Raw genomic sequence first — 18,612 nt, forward strand, 5'->3', positions numbered from 1 at the left:
CGGCGCGAGGGTCTCCCGGGTACCACCGGCCCCGGGCGTCCGGGTCCCGGCGGCGGGGCGCCCGGACACCTTCCGCACACCCGCCCGCCACGCCTTTTCCACCCGGGCCGGGCCCCCGGCCACCCCCACGGCCGGCCCCCTCCGCAGCCCCTGCGGACCCACCCGTACCACCTTCGTACGACACCGACCCGAACGTCCGTTTTCCCCCGGATACACCTTGTTCGAGCGACAGTTCCAAAGGTTCCCGAAGCTTCCCGAAGGTTCCCGAAGCTTCCCCAAGGTTCCCGTAGAGTTCCGCTTCCGGACGCGGAGGGCGCCGGCGGGCACACGCGGCTCCCCCGCGCCCCCGGGTCACACGATCGGGGGCGCGCCCTCGCGCGGACGCCCCAGCACCCCCGGCCGCCGCTGCCACGGCAGGGGCCCGCCCGGTGGCCGGTAAGCGACCCCGAGGGCGTCCAGCCGCGCCAGGTGCCCCGCCACCCGCCCCTCGAAGCGGGCCCAGTCACGGGATTCCGGTTCCGGCAGCCACGACCACACCGCCTCCGCGAAGGCGGCCAGCCGGGGGAACACCTGGTAGTCGACCCGCCCCTGGTGCTCCATCACCTCGGTCCACACGTTCGCCTGCGCGCCCAGCACGTGCGCGGCCGCCTCCGGCGAGAGCTTCGGCGGCACCGGCTCGAACCGGTAGACGTCCTCCAGCGAACGCACGTACCCGATGGGCATCGGCTCGTCGGGGCCGTCCGCCTGACGGTGGTCCAGGTACACCTGCTGCTCCGGGCACATCACCACGTCGTGCCCGGCCTCGGCGGCGGCGATGCCACCCGCGTAGCCGCGCCAGGAGGAGACGGCCGCGCCGTCCGCGAGACCGCCCTCCAGGATCTCGTCCCAGCCGATGAGCCGGCGGCCCCGGTCGGCGAGCCAGCGGTCGAAGTGCCGGATGAACCAGGCCTGGAGGCCGTCCTCCCCGTCCACGCCCAGCTCCCCGATGCGCGCCTGCGCCGTCGCCGAGGCCCGCCACTGGTCCTTGGGGCACTCGTCGCCGCCCACGTGCACGAACGGTGAGACCTCGGGCGGGAACAGCTCCAGCACCTCCTCGAAGACGCCCTCGTAGAAGCGCAGGACCTCCTCGGTCGGCGCGAGCACGTTCTCGTTGACGCCCCAGTCGTCCCACACCTCCAGCGCGGCGGTGTCCACGACGTCGGCGTTGCCCAGCCAGGGGTAGGCGGCGATCGCGGCCTGGGAGTGTCCGGGGATGTCGATCTCGGGGACGATCCGCACGTGCCGCTCGGCCGCGTAGGCGACGATCTCGCGGATGTCGTCGTGGGTGTAGAAGCCGCCGTGCGGGGTCTCGTTCCACAGCGGGGACGCACGGTGCCCCCAGCGGCTGCGGGGCCGCCAGGAGCCGGTCTCCGTGAGGAGCGGGTGGCGCTTGATCTCGATGCGCCACCCCTGGTCGTCCGTCAGGTGCAGGTGCAGCACGTTGAGCTTGTGCGCGGCCAGCAGGTCGACGTAGCGCAGCACCCCGTCCTTGGGCATGAAGTGCCGGGCCACGTCCAGCATCAGCCCGCGCCAGCCGAAGCGGGGACGGTCGGCGATGCGGACGTACGGCAGGTCCCAGGTCCGCCCGGGCCGCAGCGGGGCCCGCCGGTGGGCGTCGGGGCCCAGGAGCTGACGCAGCGTCTGGGCGCCCCAGAACAGCCCCGCGGCGTCCGCACCGGTCAGCTCGACCCCGTCGGCGCCGACGTCGAGCCGGTACGCCTCGGGCTCCGTACCCCCGGACCCCATGCCCCCGGACCCCGCGCCCCCGGGCTCCAGCCTCAGCCGCAGGTCGCCCGGCGCCCCCGCCGGGAGCGCCCACCCGGTGGCGCCCCCGACCTCCCGGCGCAGCCAGCGCGCGACGCCCTCGCAGCCCGGCCCGGCGTCGAGCACGGGCTCGGGCCCGAAGACGTAGCGGCGGCCCTCCTCGTCGGGAACGGCCATCCGGGGTACGGGGATCAGGTCCATGCGTCAGCCCCTCACGACAGAGCGCTCCTCGCGCCCGACCCTAGCCGCGCACCCGCCCCCGGCATAGGCCCCGGCGGCGAAAGGTCCGGACAAATGGATCCGGGTGCACGAAGGCCCCCGGGGTGCGCGCGGGCGCACGCCCCGGGGGCCTCGTCGGCGGGAGCCGGACCCGTTACGAGTCCTTGCCGCCCTTGTCCTTGTCGCCGCCGGCGCCCATGGAGTCGTAGATCTCCTTGCACATGGGGCAGACGGGGTACTTCTTCGGGTCGCGGCCCGGCACCCAGACCTTGCCGCAGAGCGCGACGACGGGGGTGCCGTCGAGGGCGCTCGCCATGATCTTGTCCTTCTGGACGTAGTGGGCGAAGCGCTCGTGGTCGCCGTCGCCGTGGGACACCACGGGCGTCGGCTCTACGAGGGTCCCCGTACCAGTCCCGCGATCGGGCTCGAGAGTGCTCATAAAAACCAGGGTACTGAACGCCGCCGGGGTCAGTTGAGCGACGGGTCGTCCAGATAGGTGGCGACCATCGCGAGGTCGCTGCGCTGGCGGCGCAGCACCGCCCGCCACAGCCGTTCGGGGTCGGGGAAGGAGACGTCGCCCGGCTCGGAGTCCACCACGTACCAGGCGCCGTCGCCCAGCTCGTCCTCCAGCTGGCCGGGCCCCCAGCCGGAGTACCCGGCGAAGATCCGCAGGCCTCCGAGGGCGGCGGCGAGCAGTTCCGGCGGGGCCTCCAGGTCGACGAGGCCGATGGCCCCGTGCACCCGGCGCCAGCCGAGCGGGCCCTCCTCGCCCGGTATCACCGCGACCCCCAGGGCGGAGTCGAGGGCGACGGGGCCGCCCTGGAACACCACGCCGGGATCGCCGGCCAGCGGGGCCCACGGCAGCAGGATGTCGCGGACGTCCACGGGGGTGGGCCGGTTGAGGACCACGCCGAGGGAGCCCTGCTCGTCGTGGTCGAGCAGCAGCACCACCGCGCGGTCGAAGTTCGGATCCGCGAGGGCGGGGGTGGCCACGAGCAGCCGCCCTGTGAGGGAGGACACCTCGGTCATGGGCACATGATCTCGCACATTCGCCCTCCGGGGGGAGCGGGCGGCGCGATCCGATCACGCGCAGCTCAGGGCGCACGGCTGCAGACGCAGGCGCGCGCCGGTCCACACGCCGGAACGCAACACTCCGCTACCTGGCGGACACCGTACGTGGTGTGCCGACTGCATGACAGTCCTACGGCCCCGTCACCCATACAAACAAGGGGGTGGTGGCCCTTACCCTTACGTCTGGTCCCCTGCCCATCCACTCCGGAACGCGAGATCCATGACCGGCAACGATGTCCTGCTTGTCCACGGCGGAACCCCGCTCGAGGGCGAGATCCGTGTCCGCGGTGCGAAGAACCTCGTGCCGAAGGCCATGGTGGCCGCCCTGCTCGGCAGCGAGCCGAGCCGGCTGCGCAATGTTCCCGACATCCGTGACGTGCGGGTCGTGCGCGGTCTGCTCCAGCTGCACGGTGTGACCGTGCGCCCCGGCGAGGAGCCGGGCGAGCTGGTCCTCGACCCCACGTACGTCGAGAGCGCGAACGTCGCCGACATCGACGCGCACGCGGGCTCCTCCCGCATCCCGATCCTCTTCTGCGGCCCGCTGCTGCACCGCCTCGGCCACGCCTTCATCCCGGGTCTGGGCGGCTGCGACATCGGCGGCCGGCCGATCGACTTCCACTTCGACGTGCTGCGCCAGTTCGGCGCGACCATCGAGAAGCGCGAGGGGGGCCAGTACCTGGAGGCCCCGCAGCGCCTGCGCGGCTGCAAGATCCGCCTGCCCTACCCGTCGGTCGGCTCGACCGAGCAGGTCCTGCTGACGGCCGTCCTGGCCGAGGGCGTCACCGAGCTCAGCAACGCCGCCGTCGAGCCGGAGATCGAGGACCTCATCTGCGTACTGCAGAAGATGGGCGCGATCATCTCCATGGACACCGACCGGACCATCCGGATCACCGGTGTCGACCGCCTGGGCGGCTACAACCACAAGGCGCTCCCGGACCGTCTGGAGGCCGCGTCCTGGGCCTCCGCGGCCCTGGCGACCGGCGGCAACATCTACGTCCGCGGGGCGCAGCAGCGCTCGATGATGACCTTCCTGAACACATACCGGAAGGTCGGCGGCGCTTTCGAGATCGACGACGAGGGCATCCGCTTCTGGCACCCGGGCGGCCCGCTCAACGCCATCGCGCTGGAGACGGACGTGCACCCCGGCTTCCAGACCGACTGGCAGCAGCCGCTGGTCGTGGCCCTGACGCAGGCCTCGGGCCTGTCGATCGTCCACGAGACGGTCTACGAGTCCCGCCTCGGCTTCACCTCGGCGCTGAACCAGATGGGTGCTCACATCCAGCTGTACCGCGAGTGCCTGGGCGGCAGCGCCTGCCGCTTCGGCCAGCGCAACTTCCTGCACTCGGCGGTCGTCTCCGGCCCGACGAAGCTGCAGGGCGCCGACCTGGTCATCCCCGACCTGCGCGGCGGGTTCTCGTACCTGATCGCGGCGCTGGCGGCCGAGGGCACCTCGCGCGTCCACGGCATCGACCTGATCAACCGCGGCTACGAGAACTTCATGGAGAAGCTCGTCGAGCTGGGCGCGAAGGTCGAACTGCCGAACGGCGACCTGGTCTGACGGTCGCTCCGACGTCCGGAACTTCCCCCTCCCAGGGCCCACGAGGCCCCTGGGAGGGCCTGGAAGGCCCGGGAAAGGCCTGAGGGCGGCCACCCCCGCGGGGGTGGCCGCCCTCGGCCGTTCTACGTACCACTGCCGTCCCGGGGGCCTCTGCGGCCCTCGGCACAAGGGCGGTACTACTTGCCCTTGGCGGCTTCCTTGAGCTTGGAGCCCGCGGAGACCTTCACGCTGTAGCCGGCCGGGATCTGGATGGGGTCGCCGGTCTGCGGGTTGCGCGCGGTGCGAGCGGCACGGTGGGTGCGCTCGAAGGTCAGGAAGCCGGGGATGGTGACCTTCTCGTCGCCCTTGGCGACGATCTCGCCGACGGTCTCGGCGAGCGCGGCCAGAACGGCGTCGGCGTCCTTGCGGGTCACCTCGGCGCGCTCGGACAGAGCGGCCACCAGCTCACTGCGGTTCATGTTGTACTCCCGTGTTCAACTTGCCTTAGAGGCGTGAGATCGAAGCCGATGCTGCCAGGGCCCTAGGACAGTCCCCGGACCCGGGTCTGAACGTCAGACCCTCTCGCCCGGTTACGCATCCTGCCCCCACCAGCGGCGGGAAAGCCAATCCGGCACCCGCCAGGGTCACACGAAAAGCGCCACAGTCACGCCGCAGTGACGCTCCGTCGCACCCGAGGCTCCGATGCCGATGCGGGCCGCGCGCCGCGCGGGCATCCCCGCAACCCTAGAGGCGCCCCGGCGGGCCCGCATCCCGCGACGCGCCGGGATCAGACCGTGGGCCCCGTCACAGCGGCCTTCTCGGCACCGGCCTGCGCGGCCTTGCGGACGGCGCCGGCGACGGCGCCCGCGACCTTGTCGTTGAAGACGGACGGGATGATGTAGTTCGCGTTCAGCTCGTCGCGGCCGACGACGTCGGCGAGGGCGGTGGCGGCGGCGAGCATCATGTCGGTGTTCACGGTCCGGGACTGGGCGTCCAGGAGGCCGCGGAAGACGCCCGGGAAGACCAGCACGTTGTTGATCTGGTTCGGGAAGTCGGAGCGGCCGGTGGCCACGACGGCGGCGGTCTGGCGCGCGACGGCCGGGTCCACCTCCGGGTCCGGGTTCGCGAGCGCGAACACGATGGCGCCCTCGGCCATGGCGGCGACGTCGTCGCCGGAGAGCACGTTGGGGGCGGAGACGCCGATGAAGACGTCGGCGCCGACCACGGCCTCCTTGAGGGTGCCGGTGTAGCCCTCGGGGTTGGTGTTGTCGGCGATCCAGCGCAGCGGGGAGTCCGGCGCGGCGTCGACCAGGTCGGGGCGGCCGGCGTGCACGACGCCGTGGATGTCGGCGCTGACGGCGTTCTTCACGCCGGCGGCGAGGAGCAGCTTGAGGATGGCCGTACCGGCGGCGCCGGCGCCCGACATGACGACCTTGACGTCCTCAACTTCCTTGCCCACGACGCGCAGTGCGTTGGTGAGGGCGGCAAGGACGACGATGGCGGTGCCGTGCTGGTCGTCGTGGAAGACGGGGATGTCGAGGGCCTCGCGCAGCCGGGCCTCGATCTCGAAGCAGCGGGGCGCGGAGATGTCCTCCAGGTTGATGCCCGCGAAGCCGGGGGCGATGGCCTTGACGATGGCGACGATCTCGTCGGCGTCCTGCGTGTCGAGGCAGATCGGCCAGGCGTCGATGCCGGCGAAGCGCTTGAAGAGGGCCGCCTTGCCCTCCATGACGGGCAGCGCGGCCATCGGGCCGATGTTGCCGAGGCCCAGGACGGCGGAGCCGTCGGTCACGACTGCGACGGAGTTGCGCTTGATGGTCAGGCGGCGCGCGTCCTCGGGGTTCTCGGCGATGGCCATGCACACGCGGGCGACGCCCGGGGTGTAGATCATCGACAGGTCGTCACGGTTGCGGATGGGGTGCTTGGACGACATCTCGATCTTGCCGCCGAGGTGCATCAGGAAGGTGCGGTCGGAGACCTTCCCGAGGCTGACGCCCTCGATGCCGCGCAGCTTCTCGACGATCTCGTCGGCGTGGGCGGTGGAGGTGGCGGCGATGGTGACGTCGATACGGAGCTTCTCGTGGCCGGACGCGGTCACGTCGAGGCCCGTGACCGAGCCTCCGGAAGACTCCACGGCGGTGGTGAGCTGGGAGACCGCGGTTCCGCTCGCGGGCACTTCCAGGCGGACCGTCATCGAATACGAGACGCTGGGCGCCGTTGCCATGGCCGTGTTCCTCTTCTGTCCCTGGTTCTTCTGTACACACAGGGTCCCGCGCGGGCGGGACCTGTTGTCCGATCGTCCCACCTACCAGCCGGTACAAGGTAACCAGCTACAAATTTCGGAAGAACTCTTCCACCATACGAGATAACTCGGGGTGGTGGAATGGGTGGTACACACAAAACAGGTCCGCGCCCCCACTGGTGGAGGGCGCGGACCTGTTTCCGTCCAGGACGGACGGGATGCCTACGACACCGACCCGCCATGCTCGCCTCGCGGCAAGTGGTCGCTCTAAGCGACGAAGGTTGGGCCCGGGGGCTTGGATCGAGCCGGTGTCGTAACCAGGCTAACAAAGGATCGCCGGAAGCGGTCCCCCTCCCGCGAGTCGGACACCGCCGTCACGCGCCTGGCCGCAGCAGCTCCGGCACCCCGGACCCGTCCGGCCGGTCGGCCTCCGCCGAGACCACCGTCAGCTGCTGCGTCGCACGCGTCAGCGCCACGTACAGCACCCGCAGGCCCGCCGGGGACTCCTCCGCGATCTCCGCCGGGGAGACCACCACCGTGGCGTCGTACTCCAGGCCCTTCGCCTCCAGGCTGCCCAGCGCCACCGCCCGCTCGCCCAGGTCCGCGAGCCAGCCCGCCGCCTCCGCACGCCGGTCCATCGCCACGACCACGCCGACCGTGCCGTCCACCTCGCCCAGCAGTCGCCGCGTCTCCTCCCGCACCGCCGCCCCCAGATCCTCTCCGGCGGCGGTGAAGCGGGGCTCCAGGCCCGTCGAACGCACCGCCGTCGGCGGCTCCATCCCCGGCATGGCCAGCTCCAGCACCCGCGCCGCCACCTCGGCGACCTCGGCCGGGTTGCGGTAGTTCACGGTCAGCGTGAACCGCCTGCGCGGCCGGGACCCCAGCGCCTCGTCACGGGCCGCGGCCGCCTCGTCCGGGTCCGTCCAGGAGGACTGCGCCGGGTCGCCGACCACCGTCCAGGTGCCCGTACGGCCCCGCCGGCCCACCATCCGCCACTGCATCGGCGTCAGGTCCTGCGCCTCGTCCACGATCACGTGCGCGTACTCGGTCCGCTCCGCCGCGAGCCGCTCCGCCCGCTCCCAGCTGGTCTCCTCCCGGGTCGGCATCAGCTCCTCCAGCCCGCTGAGCTGCTCCAACGGGTCCAGCTCCCGCTTGCGCTTCGGCCGCGCGGGCGCGCCGAGCAGCTGCTGGAGCTCGTCGAGCAGCGCCACGTCGTGCACCGAGAGCGGCCCCGAGCCGTCCGCGCCGACCCGGCGCAGCGAACGCGCCAGCTGGCGGGTCTCGCGCGGGTTCAGGTCCCGGCGCGACCAGCGGCCCAGGCGGCGCTCGTCGGCCATCGCGGCCAGCACCCGGCGCGGGGTCAGCTCCGGCCACCAGGCGTTGAGGAAGCCGAGGAAGTCGTCCTCGGTGGAGACGTCCTCGTCGAAGGCGCTGCGCAGCTCGGCGGCCAGCTCCGGGTCGCTGTGCCGGCCGTTCGCGCCGGTCTTCGCGTACAGGGCGTCCAGGAGGAGCTTGCGGGCGCGCGGACGCAGCAGGTTGACGGGGGCGGTGCCGCCGAGCACGTTCTGCCGGATCCGGTTCAGCTCCGGGGCCTCCAGCTCCACGCGGCGGCCGAAGGCCACCACGCGCAGCCGCTCCGGGGCGTCGCCCAGCTCCAGCGCGCCGCGCACCGCCTTGCGGAGCACCTTGAGCATGCGGGAGGAGCCCTTGATCCGGGCCACGGCGGGGTCGTCGTACGTGGTCGCCTCGGCCCCGTCGACCAGGGAGCCCAGCGCCCGGATCGCGACCTGGCCCTCCTCGCCGAGCGAGGGCAGCACGCCCTCGGTGTAGGCGACGAGCAGCGGGGTCGGCGAGACGATCAGGATGCCGCCCGAATAGCGGCGGCGGTCCTGGTAGAGGAGGTACGCGGCCCGGTGCAGGGCCACGGCGGTCTTGCCGGTGCCCGGACCGCCCGCGACCTCCGCGACGGAGGCGGCGGGGGCACGGATGACCAGGTCCTGCTCGGCCTGGATGGACGAGACGATGTCCCGCATGGTGTGCGTACGGGCCCGGCCGAGGGCGGCCATCAGCGCACCGTCACCGATGGCGGGCAGCTCCCGGCCGTCGAGGCTGGCGGTGATCTCGGGACGCATCAGGTCGTCCTCGACGCCGAGCACCTTGCGGCCCTTGGACCGGATCACCCGGCGGCGGATCACCCGGCCGGGGTCCTTGGGGGTCGAACGGTAGAACGGCGCGGCCGCGGGGGCCCGCCAGTCGATGACGAGCGGCGCGTAGTCGGTGTCGAGCACGCCGATGCGGCCGATGTGCAGGGTCTCGGCGATGTCGGCCGTGAGGTCGGACCGGATCGCGTCGTCGGCGGGCTCGACCGAGGTGTAGGCCCCGTCGGGGCCGCGCTCGCCGTCCTTGCCCAGCACGAGGTCGATCCGTCCGAAGAGGAAGTCCTCGAACTCGTTGTTGAGGCGGTTGAGGTGGATCCCGGCGCGGAAGACCTGCGCGTCCCGCTCGGCGAGCGCGCCGGGCGTACCGACCTGGCCGCGCTTGGCGGCGTCGTTCATGAGGAACTCGGCCTCGTGGATCTTCTCCTCAAGGCGTCGGTACACCCGGTCGAGATGCGTCTGCTCGACCGCGATCTCCCGATCGCGGACGGAATCCGCCGTGCTGTCGACAGCGGCATTCTGCGCGGCCACGAAGGCCCCCTTCTTACGTGCATGGGCGACCGTCAACCGTACGCGAACCAGCCCCCACTCCGCACGCCCGGTCCGCGCGGCGGGACGCGGGCGTCCTTTCGTACGAGGACACGGGCGGGCGGGACCTTCACCCCCGCGAGGGGTGACACCGGGCCGGTGGCTGCCCACCCGCCGCCCGGGGCCGGGGGCGCGGCGGCACCTGCACAGTGCGGCGGACCGCCGACGACGCCGCAGGCGGCGCGGCTCCCGGTGCGGGCCGCCGCCCTGGGTGCGGGCCGGTGGGTGGGGCGGCCGCCGGGGGGCCGCCGCACTGGGCAGGCGCCGTCCCGGCCGGAGACCCCGGGCGGCGGGTGGGCAGCCACCGGCCCGCCACCGGCCCCTCGCGGGGGATGAAGTCCCGGCCCCCGTGCCGACGTAAAGCACCCCCCCTACCCCACCGCCCCCCGGACCCGCCGACGGTGGCGGGCCACCCGTTCGCGGTTGCCGCAGACCTCGCTGCTGCACCAGCGGCGGCGGTGGCCGCGGGAGGTGTCCAGGTAGAGGCGGGCGCAGCCGTCGCCGCCGCAGGCGCGCAGGAGGGACAGGTCGCCGGGGTCGGTGAGGAGTTCCACCGCGTCCCGGGCCACCGTGGCCAGCAGGCCCGCGCATTCGACGCCGCCGCACAGCTCCCGCACCAGGTGTCCCTCCCCGTCCCGGACCGCGCACACCCCCGGCGGCGGGCCCGCCGCGGCGGCGTTGACGCGGGCCAGGGCGTCCTCCTCCGGGGCGGTGCCTGCCAGTTCGGCGCGGACGAGGCGGTCGACGTCGCGGCGCAGGCGGCGGAAGGCCTCCACCCAGTCGGGCCCGAGCCGGCCGAGCGGGGTCCGGTCGGGGACCAGCCCGGCTCCGACCAGCCACAGGTGCAGCTCGTCGCCGTCGTGGATGGCCTCGGCCCCCTGGGGGGTCCGGGTGGCCAGCAGGTCCAGACAGACCCGCCCGGAGTCGAACCACATGCCCCTCACCGCCTCGGTCGTCGCCGTCGGACGCCTCCCCAGAGTGCCGTCGCCGACCACGAAGCGGAAGCCCCCGCGCGGGCTACGCGGGCGGCGGGTCGTCGTGCAAGAGGCGCTGGAAGAGCCGGTGGTCGCGCCAGGCGCCGTTGATGTGGAGGTAGCGGGGGGCGAGTCCGAACTCGGTGAAGCCGACCTTGGCCAGGACCCGCATGGAGGCGGTGTTGTCGACGAGGGTCCCGGCCTCGATCCGGTGCAGCCCGAGCTCGTCGCGGGCCGTGCGGACGACCTCCTCCAGGCCGGCGGTGGCCAGGCCCTTGCCGTGCCAGGCCCGGTCGACCCAGTAGCCGACGCCGCCGCTGCACAGCGGCCCGAGGGCGATGCTGCCGAGGTTCATCGCCCCGACGACCGCACCGGTCGCCGTCTCCGCGAACACGTACGGGACCAGCCGCCCCGCGTCCCGCTCCTCGAGCATGCCCTCGATGCGGTCCCGCTGTCCGGCCTCGGTGTAGAACGCCTCGGGCCGCCGGGGCTCGTAGGGCGCCATGTACGCCCGGTTGCGTGTCAGTACGTCGGCCAGCCCGGCGGCGTCCTCGACGGCCAGGCCCCTCATTTCCACCCCGTTGATGATCATGCGGGCACGCTAGCGGACTGCCCCGGCCCCGCTCCAGACCTCGCCGTCACCGGGGTCCAGGGAGAGCCGGTAGCCGCGCTTGACCACCGTCTGGATCAGGTTCGGCACCCCCAGGGCGGCCCGCAGCCGGGCCATCGCCGTCTCGACGGCGTGCTCGTCGCGCCCCGCCCCCGGCAGCGTGCCCAGCAGGTCGGCCCGCGACACCACCCAGCCGGGCCGCCGGGCCAGTGCCGTCAGCAGGGCCATCCCGGCCGGCGGCACGGGGCGCAGCCCGCCGTCGACCACCGCCGCGTGCCCCCGGATCTCCAGCCGGTGTCCGGCGACGGGCAGGACCCGTGCCCGGCCGGGGAGTTCCTGGCAGAGCAGCTGCACCAGCGGTCCGAGGCGGAACCGCTCCGGCTGGACGGTCGCCACCCCCTCGCCCTGGAGCGGCAGCGCGGTCACGGGCCCCACGCACGCCGCGAGCACCGGCCCGCGCAGCGCCTCCAGCACCGCCTCGCGCAGCCCCCGTTCCCGGGCCCGGGACAGCAGGGAGGCGGCGGCGGGGGCGGAGGTGAAGGTGAGGGCGTCCACGGTCCCGACGGCCACCGCGTCCAGCAGCCGGTCCAGCGGTGCGAGGTCCTCGGGGGGCATCCACCGGTACACGGGCACGGGCACCACCTCGGCTCCGGCGTCGCGCAGTGCCTCCACGAACCCGGGCAGCGGCTCCCCGTGCAGCTGGAGCGCGATGCGCCGTCCGGCGACCGGGCCGGCCAGCAGCCGGTCCAGTACCTCGGCCAGGGACTCGGACTGCGGGGACCAGGCCTCGACCAGCCCGGCGGCCCGTACGGCTCCCTTGACCTTCGGCCCGCGGGCCAGCAGTTCGGTGGCGCCCAGCCGTTCCAGGAGCCGTTCGCCGATGCCCCAGCCGTCGGCGGCCTCGATCCAGCCGCGGAAGCCGATGGCGGTGGTGGCGACGACGGCGTCCGGCGGGGTGTCGAGGAGTTCCTTGGTGGCGGCCATCAGTTCGCCGTCGTCGGCGAGCGGCACGATCCGCAGCGCGGGCGCGTGTACGACCGCCGCGCCGCGCCGGCGCAGCAGGGCGATCAGCTCGTCCGCGCGCCGCGCGGCGGTGACTCCTACGGTGAACCCCGAGAGGGGGCCGTGGGTAGCGTCGTCCATGGTGGTGACCTGCCTTGCCCAGTACGTCTGTTGCCGAAGCCGAAGCCGAAGCCGGAGCCGAAGCCGGAGGCCGCGCCGCCGCCGGCCGGGCCGACGGCGCTGTCGGCCGGAGGCTGCGCGGCGGCGATGTCCGAGCCTGCCAAGGCGTCGTGTCGGGCTCGGTTCCTCCGTATTTCCGTGCCGTTAACCGGCCCCGACGCCCCCGGCACCCCTCACACCGGGCTGAGCTGCGCCTGCGCCCCGCTGTCCGCCGCCTGGGGGCCGGCGGGCGGGGCCGTGGGCCGGCGGAGGTATACGGCCCAGGTGACGGCGCAGCACACGGCGTAGAAGCCGAGGAAGGAGACGAAGGCGGCGGTGCCCGTCCCGGAGGCCGTGAAGGCCTCGCGGAAGGCCAGGTTGATGCCGAGGCCGCCGAGCGCGCCGACCGCGCCGATCAGGCCCATGGCGGCCCCGGACAGCCGCCGGCCGTGGGCGGCGGCCTCTTCGCCGCGCAGCCCGCGGGCGAGGGCCTGGGCCTGGAAGATCCCGGGGATCATCTTGTACGTGGAGCCGTTGCCCAGCCCGCTGAGCGCGAACAGGGCGGTGAAGCCGGTCAGGAACACCGGCAGGGATTCCCGTACGGAGGCCAGCACGACCACCCCGGTCGCCGCGGCCATCGCCACGAAGGAGGCGAGGGTGATCCGCGCCCCGCCGTACCGGTCGGCGAGCGCCCCGCCCACGGGCCGGACGAGCGAGCCGAGCAGCGGGCCGACGAAGGTGAAGGAAGCGGCCTGGAGCGGGGTGCGGCCGAACTGGGTCTGCAGGACGAGTCCGAAGGCGAAGCCGTAGCCGATGAAGGAGCCGAAGCAGCCGACGTACAGCAGGGCCATGATCCAGGTGTGCGGCTCCCGGACGGCTTGCCGTACGGCGCCCGCGTCGCCCCGTACCGGGGCCAGGTTGTCCATGCGCACGAGGGCCAGCCCGGCGGCGGCGACGATCAGCGGGAGGTAGGCGGCGAGGAGCAGCCGGGGGTGTCCGGCGCCGGCGGTGGCGATGACGAGCAGCGCGGCGAGCTGGACGACCGGGACGCCGATGTTGCCGCCGCCGGCGTTGAGGCCGAGGGCCCAGCCCTTCTTGCGGAGCGGGAAGAAGGCGTTGATGTTGGTCATGGAGGAGGCGAAGTTGCCGCCGCCCACGCCGGTCAGCGCGGCGACGGCGAGGAAGGTCCCGTACGGGGTGCCGGGGTCCATGACGACCAGGGCGGCCACGGTCGGCGCGAGCAGGAGCAGGGCGCTGACGACGGTCCAGTTGCGGCCGCCGAAGCGGGCGACGGCGAAGGTGTAGGGGATGCGGACGAGGGCGCCGACGGTGGTGGCGGTGGCGATGAGGAAGAACTTCCCGGCGGGGTCGATGCCGTAGCCGGGGCCCATGAAGAGCACCATCACGGACCACAGGGACCAGATGGAGAAGCCGATGTGCTCGGAGAAGACGGAGTAGAGGAGGTTGCGGCGGGCGGTCTTCTCTCCGGTCTCCCGCCAGAAGGTTTCGTCCTCGGGGTCCCAGTGCTCGATCCAGCGGCCCCCTCGGCGGCCCCCCGGGCGGCCCGGGCCGCCTTGGCTGACTCGCCCGTCCCGGCCGTCCCGGTCGTCCCGGCCGTCCTTCCCGCCGGTGGCCCCTTCGTGCGGTGGGGTCGTCCTCGTAGCGGTCATCTCACGCCTCCACAGCTCTCGCGTCCGTGGTGACGACGCTAGGAACGGCGCGTTTCGGCCCCGGTCCCCGCCGGATGACCGGGGGGAAACCTTGCTCTCACCCTCCGTGCGGGCCGGGTGTGAGCGCTGCGGGGAGCCAGTGGTCCGGCGGCAGTTCCAGCCAGCGGTGGGCGGCCTGGAGCTCTTCGGCGGCGCGGGTGAGGGCGTCCAGGCCGGGGTGGCGCAGGCCCGCGCGCCAGACCAGGGAGAGCGGGGAGAGCGGTACGGGGTCCACGAGGGGCCGTTTGACGCAGCCGGGCATGTCGAGGAAGCCGACGGTGACCAGGACGGGATTGCGGGTCTTGGCCATCACCCGGCCGAACTCCTCCTTGCCGATGGCCACCGGTGCGGGCGGTGCCAGTGCGATGCCGCGTCCGGCGAACAGCTCGCGGGCCAGTCCGGTCCACTCCAGGGTGCGGGGGTTGCCGGCGCCGGCGTAGACGGTCTCCCCGGCGAGGGCGGCGAGCGGTACGGATTCCCTCGCGGCCAGCGGGTGTTCCTCGGGCAGCAGGACGGCGAGGGGTTCGTAGCGCACGGGGCGGTGGGCGAGCCGGGCCCGCAGGGCGGGGTCGAGGCCGGCGACGTAGCCGAAGGAGACGTCGAGCCGGCCGGCGGCGATCTCGGCGGCGGCGTGGGTGAGGCCGCTCTCGAAGCGGGCCATCAGCTCGTGGCCGGGGGCGAGTTCACGGGCCCGGTCCAGGACGCGGCGGCCGGTGGTGGGGCCGTCGGTGTTGAGGTCGACGAGGAGGGCGGGGGGCGGTCCGGCGAAGGCGGCGGCGAGTTCGTCGTGGGCGCGGAGCACCTCGCGGGCGTGGGGCAGCAGGCGTTCGCCGTCGGCGGTGAGCTCGACGGCCCGGGTGGTGCGGGTGAACAGGGTGGCTCCCAGGGCCTGTTCGAGGCGGCGGACGTCGCGGCTGAGGGCCTGCTGGGCCACGTAGAGGCGGGCGGCGGCGCGGGTGAAGTGCAGTTCCTCGGCGACGGCGAGGAAGCCGCGCAGCAGCCGGGGGTCCACGTCGGGGGAGGTCACCCGGAAAGATTAACAACGGTAGGGCGTGAATGGCCCCGGAAGAGGTGTTGGACCTCCGCCGGGGCCGGGCCGCAGGATCATGGCATGCCGCAAGAACCCCCGCTCATGGCGGTGACGGGCACCACCCTGGTCCTGGCCACCCCCGCCCCTGCCCCTCCCCCACCTCCGCCCCTACCCCTGTCCGCCACCGCTCCCGGACCGGCTTCCTCTCCCCCTACGCCCGCCTCTTCTCCGTCCCCGGGGCGCGCGGGTTCACCGCCGGGAACCTGCTCGCCCGGCTGCCCATGGGCATGTTCGGGATCAGCGCGGTCATGATGATCGCCGGGCAGCGCGGCTCGTACGCCCTCGCCGGGGCGGTCACCGCGACCGGGATGGCCGCCACCGCCCTCGTCGCTCCGTGGACGGCCCGCCTCGTCGACCGGTACGGGCAGGCCCGGATCGCCGTGCCGGCCACCGTGATCGCGGTCCTCGGCTCGCTCTCCCTGGTCCTGTGCGTCCGTGCGCAGGCCCCGGCCTGGACCCTGTTCGCCTCCTACGTGGCCACCGCCACCACCCCCAACATCGGCGGCATGTCCCGGGCCCGCTGGACGCACCTGCTGCCCCGCTCCGCGCACCACACCGCGATGTCCTTCGAACAGGCCGCCGACGAGCTGTGCTTCATGCTCGGCCCGGTCCTCGCCGCCTTCCTGTGCACCGCCGTCTTCCCGGAGGCCGGCACCCTCACCGGGGCGGTGCTGCTGCTGACCGGCATGCTGGTGTTCACGGCGCACCGTGCCACCGAGCCCCCGGCCGGCGGAGCACCGGGGGCCGGACGGGGCCGGTCCCCGCTGCGCGCCCTGCTGCCCCTCCTCGGCCTGTTCCTCGCCACCGGCCTGGTCTTCGGCTCGATGGAGGTCACCTCGGTCGCCCATCTCGCCGCCCTGGGCCTGGGCGGCGGCTCCGGCCCGGTCCTCGCGCTCCAGGCGGCGGGCTCCTGCGTGGCCGGGCTGCTGTACGGGGCGCGGCGCCCGCGGAGCCTGCGGACCTGCCTGTCCTGGCTGGCCGGGGCGATGGCCCTGCCCTGGGCGGCGGCCGCCACGGGCTCCGTCGTGGCGCTCGCCCCGGCCCTGCTGCTGGCCGGGATGGCCACGGCGCCGGTGATGGTCACCGCCATGGGCCTGGTCCAGTCCCGTACCCCCGAGGGCCGCGTCAACGAGGGCATGACGCTGGCCGTCACCGCGATCCTCGCCGGTATCGCGGCCGGCTCCGCGACGGCGGGCCTGGCCGTCGACCACCTCGGGACGGGGACGGCGTACGTGCTGCCGGCGGCCGCCGCCGTGACCGCTCTGCTTATCGGATCGGCGACTCCACGACCCGGTCGTTGATCGGGATTTCATCCGGCTGCCGGGTGACGCCACCGCGTGGGTCGCACCCTTCCGGGCCGCAATCCGCCATAACTGGGGAGGCTTTCCCCCAAACCCTTCCCTTAGCGGAGGAACTCCCCTTGTCTGCTTCGCGCTCCGTCTCCTCGGCCCTGATCGTCGCGGCCGTCACGGCGTCCTGTCTGATGCCCGCCGTTCCCGCCCTGGCGGACTCCTCGCACGTCCGTTTCTCCCAGCCCTACGTCCCCTCCATCGCCCCCGGGAAGACGGGCCGCGTCGTCATCGCGGCCCTGAACGGGGCGGACCCTGCGCACAGCAGCACCTTCCGCATCACCGCACCGGAGCGGACCACGTTCCCGGAGGCCCGGTTCTACTGGAACGGGCAGCGGGCGGGCGGCTCGTGCAGCCGCTCGAAGGACGCGCGCCTGCTCACCTGCAACGCCGGGACCCGCGCCGGTTTCGCCTTCCCGGCCAACGCCCAGACGCGGCTGGCGGTTTCCCTCAAGGTGGACGCGAACGCCCCCGAGGGCACCACGCTGGACGGCGGCGAGTGGTCCGACGGCAAGGACGCGCCCGCGCTGTTCGCCGTGGCCACCCCGGTACGCGGCCCGAAGGGCGACGACGGCCCGCCCGGGGAGCACGGCCACGACGGCCACGACGGCAAGCCGGGCCACCACGGCAGGCCCGGCCGCCCGGGCCCCAAGGGCGACAAGGGAGACACCGGCGACCGGGGCCCGAAGGGCGACCGCGGCGACACGGGCGACCGGGGCCCCAAGGGCGACCGCGGCGACACCGGCCCGCAGGGCCCCAAGGGCGACACGGGCCCGGCGGGCGGCCCGCAGGGTCCCAAGGGCGACAAGGGCGACAAGGGCGACACCGGTGAGCGCGGCCCCGCCGGCCCGCAGGGCCCCGAAGGCCCGCGCGGCCCCAAGGGCTACCCCGGCGACACCGGCCCCCAGGGCGACCGCGGCCCCGCCGGCCCCCAGGGCCCCGAAGGCCCGCGCGGGCCCAAGGGCTACCCGGGCGAGCAGGGCCCGAAGGGCGACAAGGGCAAGCCCGGCGACTGCAAGTGCAACAGCCACCACGGCGGCAAGGACCACCACGACAAGGGTGACCACAACGGCAAGGGTGACCACCACGGCAAGGGTGACCACCACGGCAAGGGCGACAAGGGCGACCACGGCAAGGGTGGCCCGAAGGCCCGCGTCGTCAGCTCCGGCCAGGGCCTCGGCATCCGCTCCGGCCCCGGCACGGGCTACGGCAAGACCGGCAAGCTCGCGGCCAACACGGTCGTGGCCCTCCAGTGCAAGGTCAACGGCGAGCAGGTCGACGACAACGCGATCTGGTACAAGCTCGCCGACGGCCGCGGCTGGATCGCCGCCCGCTACGCCCTGAACCTCAACAAGGTCCCGTACTGCTCGTAGCCCGCCCCGCCGGGCGCGGCACCGTACGCACGACGAAGGCCCCGCAGCCGACAGGCCGCGGGGCCTTCGCCCGTTCCCCCGGTCCCGCTCAGACGGACCGGGACCACTCCTCGCGCAGCATCCCGAACAGCACCCGGTCGTAGCGCTCCCCCTGCACCAGCACGGCCGCCCGCAGGCGCCCCTCCTCGCGGAAGCCGAGCTTCGAAAAGGCCCGTACGGCACGCTCGTTGCCGCTCCAGGTGTCCAGCTCCAGCCGGTGCAGCCCGTACGCGCCGAAGAGGTGGTCCACGAGAAGCCGCACGGCCTCACTGCCATGGCCGCGGCCCCAGAACTCCCGCTCGCCGATGGTGATCCCCAGGGTGGCCACTCCGGCGTAGGGGTCGAGGTCGCGGTAGTCGACCATGCCGATGACCCTGCCGCTCGCCAGGTCCTCGACCGTGAGCACGGCCGCCTCCCTCGGCACCAGCCGCAGCTTCCCCTCGAACGCGGCCCTGACCGCCTCCGCCGTGACCGGCCCGAAGAGGGGGTCCCCGGCCGCGGCCAGCCGCACCACCTCCGGGTCGTTGCGCCACCGCAGGTGGTGTCCGGCATCTTCGGCGCGCAGCGCCCGCAGTCTGACCAGGTTTCCTTCGAACATCGCGCCACCCTAAAGGAGTAAGGCGCCGGGCCGGTACCGATTAGTAGCCGACCGGGGGCGAGGAGTGCGCCCCGGCATGAGGGGCGACTGCAA

At 73.8% G+C, this 18,612-nt stretch carries 15 protein-coding genes; 3 read left to right on the top strand and 12 right to left on the bottom strand.

Annotation, left to right across the window (positions count from 1 at the left end; all coding sequences use genetic code 11):
* Window positions 1–351 precede the first annotated feature (351 nt).
* The 3 genes from B4U46_RS13805 to B4U46_RS13815 all read right to left on the bottom strand — a co-directional run bounded on the left by B4U46_RS13805 (window position 352) and on the right by B4U46_RS13815 (window position 3,051).
* Window positions 352–2,004, bottom strand: a complete 1,653-nt coding sequence (locus B4U46_RS13805; protein ID WP_079427378.1) for a beta-N-acetylhexosaminidase — start codon at window positions 2,002–2,004, stop codon at window positions 352–354.
* 172 nt (window positions 2,005–2,176) lie between these two features.
* Window positions 2,177–2,461 carry a DUF3039 domain-containing protein gene (locus tag B4U46_RS13810; protein WP_079427380.1) on the bottom strand — a complete coding sequence of 95 codons (285 nt, stop codon included), beginning with the start codon at window positions 2,459–2,461 and terminating at the stop codon, window positions 2,177–2,179.
* A 29-nt stretch (window positions 2,462–2,490) separates the two neighbouring features.
* Window positions 2,491–3,051: a YqgE/AlgH family protein gene (locus tag B4U46_RS13815; protein WP_079427382.1), complete on the bottom strand. Its 561-nt coding sequence runs from the start codon at window positions 3,049–3,051 to the stop codon at window positions 2,491–2,493.
* A 262-nt stretch (window positions 3,052–3,313) separates the two neighbouring features.
* On the opposite strand from B4U46_RS13815, the gene murA reads away from it, so the two are divergent.
* Entirely contained in the window at window positions 3,314–4,651 is a 1,338-nt protein-coding gene (gene murA / locus B4U46_RS13820; protein WP_079427384.1) for a UDP-N-acetylglucosamine 1-carboxyvinyltransferase, read from the top strand.
* Between the two features lie 176 nt (window positions 4,652–4,827).
* Here murA and B4U46_RS13825 read toward each other — a convergent pair whose 3' ends face one another.
* The 8 genes from B4U46_RS13825 to B4U46_RS13860 all read right to left on the bottom strand — a co-directional run bounded on the left by B4U46_RS13825 (window position 4,828) and on the right by B4U46_RS13860 (window position 15,097).
* Window positions 4,828–5,109: an HU family DNA-binding protein gene (locus tag B4U46_RS13825; RefSeq protein ID WP_007264399.1), complete on the bottom strand. Its 282-nt coding sequence runs from the start codon at window positions 5,107–5,109 to the stop codon at window positions 4,828–4,830.
* A gap of 308 nt (window positions 5,110–5,417) precedes the next feature.
* On the bottom strand, window positions 5,418–6,854 hold the full coding sequence (locus tag B4U46_RS13830) for an NAD-dependent malic enzyme (RefSeq protein WP_079427386.1): 1,437 nt from the start codon (window positions 6,852–6,854) through the stop codon (window positions 5,418–5,420).
* A 392-nt stretch (window positions 6,855–7,246) separates the two neighbouring features.
* Complete coding sequence (locus B4U46_RS13835; protein WP_079427388.1) at window positions 7,247–9,559, bottom strand: HelD family protein; 2,313 nt, start codon at window positions 9,557–9,559, stop codon at window positions 7,247–7,249.
* 428 nt (window positions 9,560–9,987) lie between these two features.
* On the bottom strand, window positions 9,988–10,551 hold the full coding sequence (locus B4U46_RS13840) for a CGNR zinc finger domain-containing protein (RefSeq protein ID WP_079427390.1): 564 nt from the start codon (window positions 10,549–10,551) through the stop codon (window positions 9,988–9,990).
* Window positions 10,552–10,633: 82 nt separating this feature from the next.
* Window positions 10,634–11,182 (bottom strand): GNAT family N-acetyltransferase, encoded by a 549-nt coding sequence (locus B4U46_RS13845; protein ID WP_079427392.1) that lies wholly within the window; start codon window positions 11,180–11,182, stop codon window positions 10,634–10,636.
* 9 nt (window positions 11,183–11,191) lie between these two features.
* A complete protein-coding gene (locus B4U46_RS13850; RefSeq protein ID WP_079427394.1) occupies window positions 11,192–12,343 on the bottom strand; it encodes a uroporphyrinogen-III synthase in 1,152 nt (383 codons plus the stop codon).
* A 212-nt stretch (window positions 12,344–12,555) separates the two neighbouring features.
* A complete protein-coding gene (locus tag B4U46_RS13855) occupies window positions 12,556–14,031 on the bottom strand; it encodes a nitrate/nitrite transporter (RefSeq protein ID WP_079427396.1) in 1,476 nt (491 codons plus the stop codon).
* A 97-nt stretch (window positions 14,032–14,128) separates the two neighbouring features.
* A complete protein-coding gene (locus B4U46_RS13860) occupies window positions 14,129–15,097 on the bottom strand; it encodes a LysR family transcriptional regulator (RefSeq protein ID WP_079427398.1) in 969 nt (322 codons plus the stop codon).
* Between the two features lie 290 nt (window positions 15,098–15,387).
* On the opposite strand from B4U46_RS13860, the gene B4U46_RS13865 reads away from it, so the two are divergent.
* Both B4U46_RS13865 and B4U46_RS40175 read left to right on the top strand, forming a co-directional pair.
* Window positions 15,388–16,461: an MFS transporter gene (locus B4U46_RS13865; protein ID WP_420543157.1), complete on the top strand. Its 1,074-nt coding sequence runs from the start codon at window positions 15,388–15,390 to the stop codon at window positions 16,459–16,461.
* A 119-nt stretch (window positions 16,462–16,580) separates the two neighbouring features.
* On the top strand, window positions 16,581–17,882 hold the full coding sequence (locus B4U46_RS40175) for an SH3 domain-containing protein (RefSeq protein ID WP_079427402.1): 1,302 nt from the start codon (window positions 16,581–16,583) through the stop codon (window positions 17,880–17,882).
* Window positions 17,883–17,970: 88 nt separating this feature from the next.
* Here the strand turns inward: B4U46_RS40175 and B4U46_RS13875 are convergent, their stop codons facing one another.
* Window positions 17,971–18,519 (bottom strand): GNAT family N-acetyltransferase, encoded by a 549-nt coding sequence (locus B4U46_RS13875; protein WP_079427404.1) that lies wholly within the window; start codon window positions 18,517–18,519, stop codon window positions 17,971–17,973.
* Window positions 18,520–18,612 lie beyond the last annotated feature (93 nt).

The organism is Streptomyces katrae (genome assembly GCF_002028425.1).
Lineage (GTDB): Bacteria > Actinomycetota > Actinomycetes > Streptomycetales > Streptomycetaceae > Streptomyces > Streptomyces katrae_A.

Coding starts and splice junctions, on each gene's coding strand:
- B4U46_RS13805 (WP_079427378.1), bottom strand. CDS start 2,004: ATGGACCTGATCCCCGTACCCCGGATGGCCGTTCCCGACGAGGAGGGC.
- B4U46_RS13810 (WP_079427380.1), bottom strand. CDS start 2,461: ATGAGCACTCTCGAGCCCGATCGCGGGACTGGTACGGGGACCCTCGTA.
- B4U46_RS13815 (WP_079427382.1), bottom strand. CDS start 3,051: ATGACCGAGGTGTCCTCCCTCACAGGGCGGCTGCTCGTGGCCACCCCC.
- murA (WP_079427384.1), top strand. CDS start 3,314: ATGACCGGCAACGATGTCCTGCTTGTCCACGGCGGAACCCCGCTCGAG.
- B4U46_RS13825 (WP_007264399.1), bottom strand. CDS start 5,109: ATGAACCGCAGTGAGCTGGTGGCCGCTCTGTCCGAGCGCGCCGAGGTG.
- B4U46_RS13830 (WP_079427386.1), bottom strand. CDS start 6,854: ATGGCAACGGCGCCCAGCGTCTCGTATTCGATGACGGTCCGCCTGGAA.
- B4U46_RS13840 (WP_079427390.1), bottom strand. CDS start 10,551: ATGTGGTTCGACTCCGGGCGGGTCTGTCTGGACCTGCTGGCCACCCGG.
- B4U46_RS13845 (WP_079427392.1), bottom strand. CDS start 11,182: ATGATCATCAACGGGGTGGAAATGAGGGGCCTGGCCGTCGAGGACGCC.
- B4U46_RS13850 (WP_079427394.1), bottom strand. CDS start 12,343: ATGGACGACGCTACCCACGGCCCCCTCTCGGGGTTCACCGTAGGAGTC.
- B4U46_RS13855 (WP_079427396.1), bottom strand. CDS start 14,031: ATGACCGCTACGAGGACGACCCCACCGCACGAAGGGGCCACCGGCGGG.
- B4U46_RS13865 (WP_420543157.1), top strand. CDS start 15,388: ATGTTCGGGATCAGCGCGGTCATGATGATCGCCGGGCAGCGCGGCTCG.
- B4U46_RS13875 (WP_079427404.1), bottom strand. CDS start 18,519: ATGTTCGAAGGAAACCTGGTCAGACTGCGGGCGCTGCGCGCCGAAGAT.